The organism is Oscillibacter sp., assembly GCF_032060045.1.
GTDB lineage: Bacteria > Bacillota > Clostridia > Oscillospirales > Oscillospiraceae > Oscillibacter.
On the sequence record NZ_DAMBZJ010000036.1, the window covers coordinates 1 to 14,823 of the forward strand.

Consider the following 14,823-nt stretch of genomic DNA (forward strand, 5'->3'; position numbering starts at 1 on the left):
AATGCCTGACGGAGGAAATAGTCGCAGCTCTTATAGCTTCCCTCCTTGCAGAAGTCGATGCCCCGCAACAGTAGATAACAGGCCCTCTGGCGCTTCAGACCTGATTCCTCCGCAATTTCAAGGCCGCGGACAATGTATTCCGGCGCGGCCTGATCGGTCTTGATGTGATAAGTGATGCGCTGACGCAGTGCCCACAGCAACAGCTCCGTGTCCTCCGGGGCACAAGGCGTCAAAGCCCGAAGCAGATCGTCCGTGACGGCCAGCCCCTCCTGATACTGTCCAACGTAAATCATCGTTCGCGCTTTCGCGCACAAAAGCAGCCGTCCCGGTCTCTCCAACGTCTCTTTTTCCTCCGGCGAAAGCTGGCGGCGCAGCCGCTCCAGCTCTTGCTCCAGCCGCTTCACCTCGTCCTCAACAGTCTCTTCTGTCCGAGGCAAAAGTATCGGCGCGTCCACAGACACCAGAGGCGGAATTTCGCAGGTCCGCCCTGTCCGCCAATAAAGCGCCTCCACCTCGCAGCAAAGGGCCGTTCGCCCGTCTCCTCCCGCGCGATAGTGAACCGCCGCACGCATCAGACCATCCGCGTCCCCTTCCTGCAAGGCTTCCCGCAGGCACTCTGCAATTTTCAGGTGCACAGGCTGGCGCTGGAAATAGGACTGCGCCTGATACAGGGCTTCCCGCATATGAGGATGGAGGAATTCCAGATAACTCTCTCCGTCCACAAGCCGCTCCCCGATGAGAGAGTGTTCCTCCAGTTCCACAGAGAGGGTATAAAGCTGCGCCGTCTGATAGCCGGTTATTTCCGTAAGCAGGCGGCAGGGCGTTTTATCCTGAAACAGGGCCAATACGTTGGCAAGTTGCAGAGCTTGGGCACTCAGACCCGCCATCCGCTGGCGGAGGATGCCACCCTCGTCCGGCAGCGTGTTCTCCGATGGCTCCTTGCCCCGCAGATTTTCAACAGCCGCCGCCAGCAACCGGGGATTGCCACCCGTGGCCTCGTAAATGCGGTCCCGTAGGGGAACAGGCAAGTCCCCGCCCAGCACCGCGTCCAGATATTCATCCGTCTCCACCCGGGTGAGACAGGGAATGCACACCCGTTCCAGCGCCGACTCGTCCAGCATGAAATTCACGTCCACATTCAGCGTCCAGCTTGTGGAAAGCAGCAGAAGCTGATTTCCCCCCAGCCTGCGGACCACCTGACTGAGCAGGTCCTGACTGGCCGAATCCATCCACTGTAAATCCTCAAATACCAGTAAAATTCTCCGCCGTTGAGCCGCCAGAGACAGCAGCAATGCCACCGCGTCGGTCACCAGCGCGCCGCAACGGTTTTGCTTAAATTCCCCCGGCTCCCGCCGAGCCTCTTCCCCGTCAGAAAAAACCGGAAACACCCGAGCGATGGTGCGGCGGGTGGTTTCGGGAATCTGCACATTCCGCCGGGCCATTTCCTCCGCCACAGCAAGCATCACGTTTTTCCATGGCTCGAGATACACGCCGGATTGCCGTTGGGAGCAGCCACTTTTCAGCACCAGTACGTCGGAAAAATCCCCACCGCGCAAAAAGGATTGCAAAAGATAGCTTTTGCCGCTGCCTGCCTCGCCGTAAAACAGCAGCGAAGAAACCTCGTACCCCTCCTGAAATAGGCGATACCGCTCCTGCATTTTCCGCACAAGCGCGGCGCGGCTGGCGGTCATCTCGGGACCGGGGCGGCTGGGTGCGTCTTCCGTGGTGCGGTTCCATTGATTCACAATCTCATAGTACAGCGCGGCTGTCTCGTGCAGCGGTGTAATCCCCAGTTCCTCCGCCAGCTTGTCCTTCAACCGCTGGTAAAGGTTCGCCGCCTTATAATATCGCCCTTCCTGCTGATAAAGTTCCATGAGGAACATGACCATTTTTTCGTCCAGCCCGTCCCGGCTGAGATATTCAAGGCTCAACCGCTCCGCTTTTCCAAAATCGCCCGCCGCTCTGGCCTCCGCCGCACCATCGGATAAATCGCTGAGGGTTCGGGCGGCCATCTGCTCCCGCACCTGATCCACCCAGGCGTTGAAGTTTGGCGCGTTTTTCACAGCGAAACCCCGCAGAAACCGCTCCTTGTCAATGGCTTCGCCCTCGCCACACCGGTCCAGATTGGAAACCAGCTCCCGCTCCGGGTTCAGCCGCACCTCCGTTTTTTGCGTGGTCAAAATCAGGTCGGCCCCCAAAATCTTGCGTAGGGTGTAGATGGTGTGGCGCAGATTTTTATAGCCCACCTCTTCTGCGCAGTCCTCCCATAAAAGCTCCACCAGTTCCTGCCTTGTGGCGCTTTTGCGGCAAATCAAATAATAGAACAGCGCGTCAACCCGCTTAAATGGGAAGGAAATCTCCACTCCGTCCAGCTTCACGCAAGGAATATCAAACATTTGCACTTCAATTTTCGACATGAGTCCGTCCCTTCCCTTCAAAGTCCTTTTACAAAATCTTGCTCTTCCATGTCCATTATATCACGGCTTCGCCACTCCGCGCCAGCCATATTTGCATCGGCAGGGCAACGAGCAGGGGCAGGCCACCACGGCCTGCCCCTAGTTACACGCAAGCGCCGCGTATCTCCGCGTCGCTGTTTATCAGTCCGTCCGTCCGAAAAAGGCGCGCACTTCGCCCACCTGATACAGCGAGCCAAAGGCACAGACGATATCCTCCGGACCCTTTCCGTCCATTGCCATGGCCATGCCGCTTTTCACATCGCCGCCGCTCCGGGCGGGAATCCCGGTCAGCTCCGCAATCCTTGCACAAAGCGCCTCGGATGGAAGCGCCCGCTCGCTCTCCGGTGTCACGGCAATGAATTCTCTTGCAAACGGCGCCACAGTGCGAATCATATCGTTGTAATCCTTGTCCGCCATTACGCCCATGACCATGGTTAGCTTCCGTCCTGGGAGATAGGCCGCAAGGCCCCCGGCAAGCTCCCGCACTCCGTCAGGATTGTGCGCTCCATCCACCAGTACCAGAGGATCTTTTTGCAGTATTTCAAACCGCCCCGGCCAAGTCACGGCCAGAAGCCCTTCCCGCACGGCAGACTCCGGAATGCTGTATCCCCGCCATTCCCGCAGCACATCGACAGTGTCCAGCGCCACAGCGGCGTTTTGATACTGATAATTTCCAATCAGCCGTAAACGAAGAGCCTTCCGGTCCCGGTAATCGAAGATCTGCCCGTCCAGATCGTGGGAAATCGGCGTTTGAGCAGCGGAATCGCTTACGCGCAGGGTACAGCCCCGCTGTGCGCAGACGCGGCGCACCACGTCTTCCACCTCCTGGGTCTGTCTGGAAAGCACCACTTCTGCGCCCGGCTTGATGATGCCTGCTTTCTCCATGGCAATTTTCGTAAGAGTGTCTCCCAGCACGTCGGTATGCTCCAACGCAATGTGGGTAATCACCGCCACATCCGGCGCATTGATGATGTTGGTGGAGTCCAGCCGTCCTCCAAGCCCCACCTCAAGAACCACCACATCGCAATTCTTCTGCTGAAAATACAACAAGGCCATGGCGGTAATTCGTTCAAATTCCGTGGGCTGATCGGACATTCCGTCCACTAGAGGTTTCACCTGCCGAGCAAGATCGGTCAGCTCCTCGTCGGAGATGTCCTTGCCATTCACCTTCATCCGCTCGTTGATGCGAAAGAGGTGGGGCGAGGTGTAAAGCCCGGTGGTATAGCCAGCCCGGGTCAAAATTTCCGAGAGCATGGCGCACACAGAGCCCTTTCCATTGGTCCCCGCCACATGAATGAACTTCATCCGCTTTTCTGGGTTTCCCAGCCGCTTCATCAGTTCTTCAATGCGCTCCAACCCCAGACGACTTCCCTGCCAGGATGTGGCGTGGATAAATTCCAGCGCCTGCGAAAGGTTCATACGGTGGCCTTCTTTCCAAAGTGTCCCAGCACCTTTGTCATCAAGCCGATGGTCACAGCCTGCACCGCAATCATCACAGCGGTAGAGACCGTCCGGGTGAGGAACAAGGGGACATAGGGCGAACCGTACAGCACGGAAATCCACAGCGTGTTTAAAAGCAGACCTAGAACCAGTTGGTTCACTGCCACGGCACCGCCGATGCGGGCCATGGTTTGCCGCTTGTACAAAAACGCACCCCACACCAACCCCGTCAGCGCGGCAGTCAAGGTAAATCCGGGAAAATAAGGCCCGATGGGGAACATAATGGCCCCCAGAAAATCGCCCAGCCCGGCCACGACTGCGGCAGGCACGGCGCCGTACAGAACCGCCGCCACCACGATGGGCACAAACCCAAGGCCAATTTTAAAGTTCCACGCCGGAATGGAGCAGAACCGGGAGAGCACGATTTCGATGGCCACCAGCATACCAAGGGTCACCAGCATAGATGTTTTTTGTTTCTTCATATTAAATTCCTCCTTTATGTGAGAAAAACGGCCCAACCAAGCATTCGCTTGGTTTCGGCAGTTGCCACTTGGGAGGAAGTATTTCCTTCTTTGTGGCAGCGGATGCGGGTTCAGCAACGCGGGGCGTGGGCCCCTTCGTCCAACGGCGACTCCCATCCGTCGGCACTTAACGCGCTGGCCCTACTCTGTCGTCGGAGCAGGCTCCATATCCCTCGCTTCGGCCTTTCGGTCCAAGCTCGATCTTTTCGCCGCTCCTTCTCTTCCCGGAAAATGCTTCGCATGTTCAGGGGCTTGGGGACGGAATTGCGGAGCGTCGGCTCCGAGAGGATGTCTGGACTTCGCCCAGAAAATTGGGTTTACGCAGATTTTTTATGATGCGCGGACCAAAGCAGCCACGCAAAACCAAGGCCGCCCAAAAGATTTCCGATGGTCACAGGCAGGAGATTTCCCAGCAGGAAGTTTCCCCAGGTTAGGGCCGAGATATCCAAACCAGCCTCCGTCACCACCGCTCCGGCACCGGGCAGCGTCAGTGCCAGCAGACCTGCGGGGATGTAATACATATTGGCTACACAATGCTCGAACCCACAGATCACAAAGCAGCAGACAGGGCCAAACACGCCCACAGCCCGGCCCACCGAATCCTCTGCACACAGGGCCATCATCACGGCGGTACACACCAAAATGTTACACAAAATGCCAAGACCCAGCGCTTCGACAAACGAGAATGAGCATTTTGCAGTGGCCGTGGAAATCATTTTCAGCACCAGTCCCTCGGTCATATGCGGGCCGCTGAACGTCCGCATCGCCCACGCCAGCAACACTGCCCCAACAAAGTTCCCGACATATACCAGAACAAGGTTTCGGACCATTCCGCCCAAACGAATCCGCCGTTCCCGAATGGGAATCAGCATCAGGCAGTTTCCTGTAAACAATTCTGCCCCGGTCATCAGCACCATAATTAGCCCCAGCGGGAACAACACACCGCTGATTAGCTTTGCAAGGGATGTGCTCTCAACGGAATAGCTGGCTGCAGCAGTCACCGCGCTGCCGATTCCAATGGCAAAGCCTGCCAGTATTCCTGCCAGCAGCAGCTTTTTCACGCTGGACGCGGCCTTTTTTTCACCAATCTCGGTGTATTTTTCCAAAAATTCAGCGGGATTCAGCATAACCTTTCCCCTTTCGCTCCCGCTCACGAGCCGGGAAGCTTCTTACAAAATGCCCTATAAAAGAGGGGGCGTACCCCGGCGGAGCCGACTGGCTCCGCCGGGAAATGCTGTTTAAAACAGGCCGGAAATTCTTCCCTGCGCGTCCACGTCGATGCGGTCGGCGGAGGGAACCTTGGGCAGGCCAGGCATGGTCATGATATCGCCGGTTTTTGCCACCAGGAAGCCCGCGCCGGCGTTCACCTTCAGGTCCCGCACGGTGATTTTGAAGCCACGGGGCGCGCCCAGATTTCCAGCGTCATCCGAGAAGGAGAACTGGGTCTTCGCCATGCAGATGGGCAGCTTGTCAAAGCCCAGCTCGGTGAGTTGCTGCATCTGCTTTTTCGCGGCGGGGGCAAGCACCACGCCATCGGCGCGATAGACCTTGGTGGCGATGGCGTTGAGCTTCTCTTCAATGCTCGCCTCCGCGTCATAGACATACTGGAAGTTGTTGGGCTGCTCGCACAGGCGCATGACTTCCTGGGCAAGAGCCTCGCCGCCTGCGCCGCCCTTAGCCCACACTTCGCTGAGAGCCACGTTGACGCCAAGCTCGCGGCACTTGTCTTCCACCATCTTCAGCTCTGCGGCGGTATCGGTGGGGAACGCGTTGACCGCCACCACGCAGGGCAGTCCGTACACCTTCGTCACGTTCTCCACGTGCTGAAGGAGGTTGGGCAGGCCTTTTTCCAGAGCTTCCAGATTTTCGTTATTCAGATTGGCCTTTGCAACGCCGCCGTGATACTTCAGGGCACGAACGGTGGCCACGACTACAACCGCGTCGGGATGGAACTCGCCTGCGCGGCACTTAATGTCCAGGAACTTCTCGGCGCCAAGGTCGGCGGCAAAGCCCGCCTCGGTGACGGTGTACTCGCTGAGCTTCATGGCCGTCTCCGTGGCTTGAATGGAGTTGCAGCCGTGGGCGATGTTCGCAAAGGGTCCGCCGTGGATCAGCGCGGGGGTATGCTCCAGCGTCTGGACCAGATTGGGCTTAATGGCGTCCTTCAACAGGGCGGCCATGGCGCCCTCGGCATGGAGGTCGTGGGCCGTGACGGGTTTTTCGTCGCGGGTATAGGCCACCACCATCCGTGCAAGTCTTGCCTTCATGTCCTCCAGATCCTGCGCGAGGCACAGCACAGCCATGATCTCAGAAGCCACGGTAATCTCAAACCCGTCTTCGCGGGGTACACCGCTGGCCTTGCCGCCAAGGCCGCAGATGATGTGACGGAGCTGGCGGTCGTTCATATCCACCGCACGCTTCCAAACAATTCTGCGCACATCAATATCCAGCACGTTGCCCTGCTGAATGTGGTTGTCCAGCAGCGCCGCCATCAGGTTATTTGCCGCACCGATGGCGTGGAAATCGCCGGTAAAGTGAAGGTTGATATCTTCCATAGGCACCACCTGAGCATAGCCCCCGCCGGCTGCGCCGCCCTTAACGCCGAACACGGGCCCAAGGCTGGGCTCACGCAGGCAGACCACAGTCTTCTTGCCCTGCCGGTTCAGCGCGTCGGCAAGACCAACGGAGGTGGTGGTTTTACCCTCGCCCGCGGGGGTGGGGCTGATGGCCGTCACCAGCACCAGCTTTGCCTTGCGGGGCAGGTCCTTCAGCGCATGAATATCCAGCTTCGCCTTGTAATGGCCATAAGGCTCCAGCGTGTCCTGTTCAACGCCCAGCTTCGCAGCCACCTCTTGGATGGGAAGCATGGCTGTCGACTGGGCAATTTCAATGTCAGTCTTAAATTCCATGGGTCATTTCCTCCTTAATTATTTGTCTTAGATTATTTCGGCAATTTCGCAGATCAGGAATGTGGATGCGGACGCGCATCTAAGCAGCGGTTCCACGTTCTCCACCAGCGCCGCTTCGCCCGCGGCAAAACGAACGTCTGTCCCCTCCACCGAAAGTTCGCCGTCCCCCTCCGCGCAGTAGACCAGAAAAACGCGCTTTGCCGCCGTCGCCTCCACCGTTTGGCTCAGGCGGCTCACGCCACCCTCACCCATGCGAAGGCAAACCATCTGCCCGGCGCAGCGCCCCTTGCGGAGCATCAGGTTAAAGTCTGTGCAGATACCCTCGGAGCGGGTAGGCGCACCCCCATCGAACCGGTGGACGCTACCGGGCGTCAGCTCCATAGCGTTCTCGCCGTGGGTCAGGCGGATGGTCCCCCGCAGGGTGGACAAAAACCGTTCATAGTCCGGCAGGGGTGTGAAATCCGAAGCCTCCAGCTCCACCGTTGCGGAGCTGACGCGCCACAGAAAGTCCCGCTCTGCATAGACCGCCCCGGCAGGAGCAATCGCAATCTGCGTGGTGGTTCCCCCGCTCCAGCGGGAGGCAGCATATTCCTCTGGCAAAATGCGCCGAATTGTAGCGTTCATTCTATCACACTTTCCGTCTGAATCCATCGGTTTTTAAAATTTAAAGTGAATGAAGAACCTTTTCGTAAATAGCATCCGCCAAAGGCAGAGCCTTTGCCAAAAGTGCCTCGCCCTGTGCACGGTAACGGTCGGCAAATTCCTGATCCTTCATCCCACCGATGTTGATAAGCACGTTCAGCCAAGCGCCCTGAATCGCGGCCTTCAGGCTCAAGGCTGCGCAGCCCAGATCGCTGGCTGCGCTGGCGTTGGACTTGCCTACCACCCGGTCAGTCAGCTCCAGAGCGGCATAGGACAGCTCCATCATCTCAAAAGGCGTCTCCGTGCAGCCCTTCAGGGCGGTGAGCATCGCGCCGGAGCGGGCGGTTTTTTCCTCGTCGGTGTCCTTAGGCATAGCAAAGACGGCGGACACAGCGTTGAACGCCTCGGTATCCCGGTCAATCACGTCCACAAACTTCGCTTTCAGTGCCTGCGCCTGCTCGGCAACACCGGCCGTCAGTTCCTGATATTCTTCATACTTCTTCTTTCCCTGCGTCAGGGAGCAGACCATGGCGGTCAAGGCCGCGCCCATGGCGCCTTCCAGCGCGGAGGCAGCGCCACCGCCGGGAGCGGGCGCGTTGGAGGCCGTCAGATCTACAAAGCCCGAAAGAGTCTGGTCAACAAGTTTCATGTCGGCCTCCTTATTCCATGTCGATCAGGTGGTATTCCATCACCTGATTGCGGCAGTTGAAGTTCTCGATCTTGAGATAGAACTCGGCGCAGTCGATCAGAGCCTTGGCAGGGGTCAGTCCCACCACCTCGGTGCCGAGAATCCGCACGCCGTACCGGTCGGCCAAGGCGCGGATCATTTCATAGGTGTAATACAGAGGAGTTCCCTCGTAGTTCACCATGTTCATGGAAACCTGTGCAATATTCCGGTCCTCCAGCAGAAGGCCGATGGCCTTGCAATGCTTGAAGCCGCCGGAAGAACCGCGGATCGCCTTGGCAATCTCCTTGGCAACCTCCACGTTGTCGGTGTCCAGATTCACGTTGAAGGCCACCAGAGGCATCCGCGCGCCGATGGCAATAATGCCGGCGGTGGGATGAATCTTCCGCTCACCATAGTCGGGAGCCCACTCGGGCAGGAGCAGCTTCTCGGACATTCCCTCAAACTGACCCTTGCGGACCTTCGCCAGATTCACCCGGTCGGGGGAGCTTGCGGAATCCTCATACAGGAAGCTGGGAACCTTCAGCTCGTCCCAAATGCGCTGGGCAACATGCTTGCTGATTTCCACGCACTCCTCCACGGTGATATCCATGGTGGGGACAAAGGGAATTACGTCTGTGGCGCCCATGCGGGGATGCGCACCCTCGTGCTTGGTGAGGTCAATCGTCTCCGTGGCCTTTTTGCACAGCTGGAAGGCGGCCTCTTCAATGCCCTTAGGAGAGCCCACTAGCGTGAATACGCAGCGGTTATGAGTCCCGTCGGACTGAACGTCCATCACCGTACAGCCGGGAATGGAGTTTGCCACGTCCACCAAGCCCTGAAACACCAGCTCGTCTTTTTCCTTGCTGACGCTGAAATTGGGAATGCACTCTACAAGCTTTGACATATCAATTTCCTCCATAAAAAATATTGATGCCTTAGGATCAATCAGGTATCCAAATTTTATCCACGGAACAACTGCTTTACGCGGCATATCCGAAGTCCCGCGTTTGAAACTACCCGCAGTATAGCACAGCTTCATCCAAAAAGCGTCTAATTTTAAAAATTTCAAAATTATCAGCGGTTTATTTGGCGTGTTCCAGTTCTTCAGGCTGTTCTGGAATTCAAAAACATCAGTAGTTTTACAGCATTTTTTCGATTTATTGCTTACCGTCTAATTTCCGTTTTTTCTTCGCGTCGAATCTCGGCGAATCAAGCGGTTTCCCCTTTTTCGACGCCATCGACGAGAGACTTTCAGAGCGCTTTCCCGCGCCAAAAGACACAGGCAGCGGAAGGTGTACCGACGGAAACTATTATGTACCGATTCTGGAGATCGCGACTGGAAAATCTTTTGCGCAGTTCAGTGTGTCCCGTTGTTAAAAATGACTTTTTGCGCGTCTAAATCGGAATTACACACATAGCCGTAAAAAGGCCCGCCGAATCTGCATTCGGCGGACCTTCTTACAGTATGGAGCAGCATTTTGGAGAAAAAGCTTCTCAGTAAAGCGCTCAGCCCATCAAATAGCCGTATCGGCTGAACACCGTGAGAATCACGCACTCGATATCCTTGGGCAGGGTATTCTCCCCATCCAGATCGGCTTCAAAAACCGTTCCGTTCAGCCGGACCAGAACTTTGCGCCCGTCAAGGGGCAGGAAACCGGAGTTGCCTTCCGTTTCGTCAAAGTCCTCCTTGCTGTGGAACAGGGTAAACTTGTCGCGGTAAGGCGCGGAATCGTAGGGGCAGAACACGGCACAGTTGCCGCACTCGTTGCACATACGGTCGACATGGAGAATCTCCCGCCGCCCGTCGGGCATTTCTATTGAGACATTGGCGCGGTTGGGGCACACATCGGCGCAGCTTTCGCACACAACGTTGCAGCTCAGGCAGCGCTCTCCCTCGCACTTGGCAGATTCGCACAGGATGCCGCGCTTGGCCACCGCCTCCTTCCGGGAAGACTGGGCATTTGTAGGGAAGTCCACGGAATTGCGGAAAGTTTTCATCACCTGATTGGCAAAGCCCTGCGCATCTGCGATGCACTCCACCACCGTGGCGGGGCCGCGGCGTACATCGCCGCCACAGAACACGCCCTCCAGATTGGTAATAAAGGCAGGACAGCCAATGTTATCCAGCTTAATGCCGTTGTCCGTGAGGAATTGGGTATCCACCTGCTCGCCCACGGAGGAAACAACCGTGTCGCAGTTGATTTCTACCGTTTCGCCCGTTTCCATCGGCACGCGCCGTCCGGAGGCGTCCGGCTCGCCCAGCTTCATCCGCTTGCACAGCAGCGTCCCGTTTTTCTGCTCAAAGGGGCTAACCAGCTCCAAAAAGCGCACGCCGTCAGCAATGGCAAGGTCCAGTTCTTCCGCGTCGGCGGGCATATATTTCTTTGTCCGGCGATAAGCCAGCGTAGAGGACTTGGCTCCCGCCCGCAAGGCGACGCGGGCCGCGTCCATGGCGGTGTTTCCACCGCCGACCACCACCACATGGCCAAGAGATACGTCCTTTCCGGCCTTCAAATCCTTCATCCAGCCGATGACAGGAGCCACGTTGCCGGGGATGCTGAGGTTGCCGGGCTTCCACGCACCCACGGCGAAATAGATATGCGTATAGCCCTGGGCTTTTAACTCGGCCACGGACGGGGCAGGCGCACCGCAACGAACTTCGGCGCCCATCTTCAACACCAGATCCACGTCCTTCTGAATGGCCTCGTCACTGATGCGGAAACCGGGAATGACCTGACGCACCACGCCGCCAAGGGTGTCGGCCTTTTCAAAAATGGTGCATGGGATGCCGGCCCGGCCAAGGAAAAACGCCGCCGACAGGCCGGAGGGTCCGCCGCCCACGATGGCAGCTTTCACGCCATTATTGGCAGGAACAGGAGCTTTGAGGGTGCGCATCACCTCGTCATAGCCCCTTTCTGCCGCCACCAGCTTGGTGGCGCGAATCTGCACGGAGTCCTCATAGAAATTCCGGGTGCACTTGTCCATGCAGTGGTGGGTGCAGATGGTGCCGGTGATAAACGGCAGCGGGTTTTTCTCAATAATCAGACGCAATGCGTCCGCGTACCGACCCTGATGGCACAACTCAATATACTCCGGAATGTCCTGCCGGATGGGGCAGCCGCCTTCGCAGGGAGCCGTAAAGCAGCTCAGCAGCGGCACTTTTTCATACAGCTTCTGCCGAGGCAGGGGCTTAACCGGCTTGACATGGTATTTATCCCGCCGCGCCTCCTGCGCCAACGCTTCGATTCCCTCCACGTCCACAGAGATAAACGGCTCGTAGCGAAGCTTTTCAAGCTTCTCGGCAATCTGCTTGAAGCGCTGATAACCGCCGGGCTTCAGCTCTGTGGTGGCCATGGTGATGGGCCAGATACCACAGGCAAACAGCTTGTCGATGTTGAAGAAATCCGCTCCGCCCGCATAGGACAGGCGCAACCGCCCGCCAAATTCTGCAGCGATGCGGGAAGCCATGATGGTGGTCAGCGGGAAGAGGGACTTGCCCGCCATATACATTTCCTCAGAGGGCAGCTCCTTGCGGGTCACATCCACTGGGAACGTGTTGGACAGCTTCAAGCCAAATTCCAGACCATGTTTTGCAGCCAGCGCCATCAGCCGGTGGAACATAGGCACCGCGTCGGCGTACTGCAAATCCTCCTGAAAATGGTGCTCGTCAAAGGAGATATAGTCATACCCCATGGAGTCCAGCACGGTGCGCGCCGTCTCATAGCCCAGAATGGTGGGGTTGCACTTCACAAAGGTATGGAGGTGCTTTTCCTCAATCAGATAGCTGGCAATCCGCTCTATCTCGTCCGGCGGGCAGCCATGGAGGGTGGAAACGGTGACACTGTGGGAAACCCGAGGAGAGATGGAGGCGATAAAATCCTCTTCCGCGGGGAACATCTGCCGCAAAACGGCGATGCACTCTTTAAAAATCGGGGTTTCGGATGCGTCGGTCATTCCGTTGAGGAAATCGTCGATCTTCTTGCCCTTGATTCCTTCGAGGTCATAGCCCACGGACATGTTGAACACAAATCCATCGGGGTCGCCCAGCCCGTACAGCCGGGCCATCATCTTGCAGGCACACCAAGCCTTCACGTATTCCTCAAACGCCTGAGAGACATACAGCTCCGTGGACCACTCACAGTTATAGCACTCGTCCTCCGCCAGAATGCAGGGCTTGTTGACACAGGCGGCCAGCTCCGCGCCATCCATTTTCTGAACCGTCTTCAGCTCGAAAAACCGGGCGCCGGTGTAGTATCCGGCGATGATGTTCTGCGCAAGCTGCGTGGCAGGGCCTGCTGCAGGGCCAAAGGGGGTTTCAAGCTTCTCGCCAAAAATAGGAAGGGTCTTCGTCCCGGCCAGATAGGGCCGACGGGCGCCGAACACGGTGCCTTCTTGCTGGTGCTCCGAGACGGTCCACGCCATCAGTTCCCGAAACGGGATGGGGGTCATCAATTCGCTCATTTCCGCTTACCTCCGTTATATTCTTTCCTCATGTTTTAAAGGGCGGGGCGGGCTGTTCCGCCAGCAGGGCGGACGCCCCATCCGTTCATCTCAATATTCTCTGTGGTTCAGGCGGCCCCAAAGACGCTTGGAGCTTTCCAGAATACGGGCGTTGACCGCGTCCTCGTCGATCTCGGTCAAAACCCGGTCCTTCATCAAAACCTTGCCGTTGATCATGGTGGTCTTGCACTGGCGGCCCGTCATGCCAAAGAGCATGTGCCCGTCGATATTCTCATCGGAGAAGGGTGTGTACGGCTTATAGTCCATGACAATCACGTCCGCCGCCGCGCCGGGGCGCAGAACGCCCAAGGGCGTTTCAAAAGACCGGTTGGCGATTTTTGCATTGTTGTGGAAGAGCATGTCGGTGACCTCGCACCAACCCACATTGGGCAGGCACGCGTTGCTCCGCTGCGAGCACAGGGCCACCTTGATGGACTCCAGCATGTCGTTCGTATACGCGTCGGTGCCAAGGCCCACCAGAATGCCCTTTTTGCAAAGCTGCAAAATCGGGGAGATGCCCACAGCGTTGCCCATGTTACTCTCAGGGTTGTTGACACACATGGTTTCGGTGGCCTTAATTAAATCCATCTCGGCAGTATTCACGTGGATGCAGTGTCCAAGCAGGGTCTTGGGCCCCAAAATTTCGTGATCCTGAAGCCTTTGGACGGGTCGGCGGCCATAGTTTTGCAAGCTGTCGTACACGTCGTTCATTCCCTCGGACACATGGATATGGAAGCCCACGCGCCCATTGTTGGCGGCGGTCATCCGATCAAAGGTCTTATCCGAAATGGTGAACAGGGCATGCCCGCCGAACAGGGCCTTGAGCATATCGTCGGGATTCTTCTCGCAATAGTCGATAAAGTCCTTGTTCTCCTGCACAGACTGAATGGCCTTCTCCTCTCCATCCCGGTCGGAAACCTCATAGCACAGGCAGGCCCGCATGCCCATCTCCTTCGTGACCTCCGCGATTCTCATGAGAGAGCCGGGAATCTCGCAGAAGGAGGCGTGGTGATCGAAAAAGGTGGTGACGCCCTGCTTGATACAGTCGATGACCAGCGCCTGCGCGGAGGCACGGGTGGCCTCCAGATCCAGATTGCGGTCAATGGCCCACCAGGTACCCTCCAGCACCTCCAAGAAATTGGAGGGGTTGTTGCCATTGATGCTCAGTCCCCGGGCCAGAGCGGAATAAATATGGGTGTGGGCATTAATCAGGCCGGGCATGATGACGCCGCCACCGGCGTCCACAAACTCTGCCTGCGGATACTGGGCTTTCAGCTCCGCAGTCCAGCCCACGGCCACGATTTTGCCTCCATTGGTGACGACTCCTCCGTCAGGATAGTAGCCAACGCCCTCTGCGTCCCGGGTAATGACCTTTCCGTTCGCCAATAAAATCATTTGAAAAGCCTCCTGTCTTCTTTTATTATCATTCAATCTTCCCATTTTCTCACAGTATATAAAAGAAAAGCGCCCCAAACCATCGTCGGTTTGAAACGCCCCTCAGACAACAAGAAATGATAGGCGTCAGCCCGTGCGCAGAGCACTTCGTTCCAGCTATCATTTTTTAATTGTGTCTATTGTATCGGACATATGTATAAATTGCAAGCAGGTAGGCTAAAAAAATTTTAGGTTCGGTTTTGTGAAAAACGACGGAGTAAAAATTCAAGAAACCACTTGAAATATTTTCGACA

General features: G+C 57.0%; 10 protein-coding genes and 1 riboswitch. All 10 genes read right to left on the reverse strand.

Annotated features, from left to right (window positions below; translation table 11 throughout):
* A partial coding sequence (locus tag RT018_RS13020; RefSeq protein WP_312942658.1) for an AAA family ATPase occupies positions 1 to 2,417 on the reverse strand: 2,417 nt, incomplete at its 3' end.
* Between the two features lie 180 nt (positions 2,418 to 2,597).
* The gene (locus RT018_RS13025; RefSeq protein ID WP_312942660.1) at positions 2,598 to 3,875 is read right to left on the reverse strand and encodes a folylpolyglutamate synthase/dihydrofolate synthase family protein; all 1,278 of its coding nucleotides are present in this window, start codon (positions 3,873 to 3,875) and stop codon (positions 2,598 to 2,600) included.
* Positions 3,872 to 4,378: a folate family ECF transporter S component gene (locus tag RT018_RS13030; RefSeq protein ID WP_312942662.1), complete on the reverse strand. Its 507-nt coding sequence runs from the start codon at positions 4,376 to 4,378 to the stop codon at positions 3,872 to 3,874. The genes RT018_RS13025 and RT018_RS13030 overlap by 4 nt, the downstream gene beginning before the upstream one ends.
* Before the next feature lie 94 nt (positions 4,379 to 4,472).
* A riboswitch (THF riboswitch) is annotated at positions 4,473 to 4,568 on the reverse strand.
* 166 nt (positions 4,569 to 4,734) lie between these two features.
* Positions 4,735 to 5,544: a formate/nitrite transporter family protein gene (locus tag RT018_RS13035; RefSeq protein ID WP_312942669.1), complete on the reverse strand. Its 810-nt coding sequence runs from the start codon at positions 5,542 to 5,544 to the stop codon at positions 4,735 to 4,737.
* 111 nt (positions 5,545 to 5,655) lie between these two features.
* The gene (locus RT018_RS13040) at positions 5,656 to 7,326 is read right to left on the reverse strand and encodes a formate--tetrahydrofolate ligase (RefSeq protein WP_312942671.1); all 1,671 of its coding nucleotides are present in this window, start codon (positions 7,324 to 7,326) and stop codon (positions 5,656 to 5,658) included.
* Positions 7,327 to 7,353: 27 nt separating this feature from the next.
* On the reverse strand, positions 7,354 to 7,950 hold the full coding sequence (locus tag RT018_RS13045; RefSeq protein WP_312942673.1) for a HutD family protein: 597 nt from the start codon (positions 7,948 to 7,950) through the stop codon (positions 7,354 to 7,356).
* A gap of 40 nt (positions 7,951 to 7,990) precedes the next feature.
* Positions 7,991 to 8,617 (reverse strand): cyclodeaminase/cyclohydrolase family protein, encoded by a 627-nt coding sequence (locus RT018_RS13050; protein WP_312942675.1) that lies wholly within the window; start codon positions 8,615 to 8,617, stop codon positions 7,991 to 7,993.
* Positions 8,618 to 8,627: 10 nt separating this feature from the next.
* Positions 8,628 to 9,539, reverse strand: coding sequence for a glutamate formimidoyltransferase (ftcD, locus tag RT018_RS13055; protein WP_312942677.1), 912 nt, complete (start codon positions 9,537 to 9,539; stop codon positions 8,628 to 8,630).
* 602 nt (positions 9,540 to 10,141) lie between these two features.
* Positions 10,142 to 13,096: a putative selenate reductase subunit YgfK gene (gene ygfK / locus RT018_RS13060; protein WP_312942679.1), complete on the reverse strand. Its 2,955-nt coding sequence runs from the start codon at positions 13,094 to 13,096 to the stop codon at positions 10,142 to 10,144.
* Between the two features lie 90 nt (positions 13,097 to 13,186).
* Entirely contained in the window at positions 13,187 to 14,530 is a 1,344-nt protein-coding gene (gene ssnA, locus RT018_RS13065) for a putative aminohydrolase SsnA (protein WP_312942681.1), read from the reverse strand.
* Positions 14,531 to 14,823 lie beyond the last annotated feature (293 nt).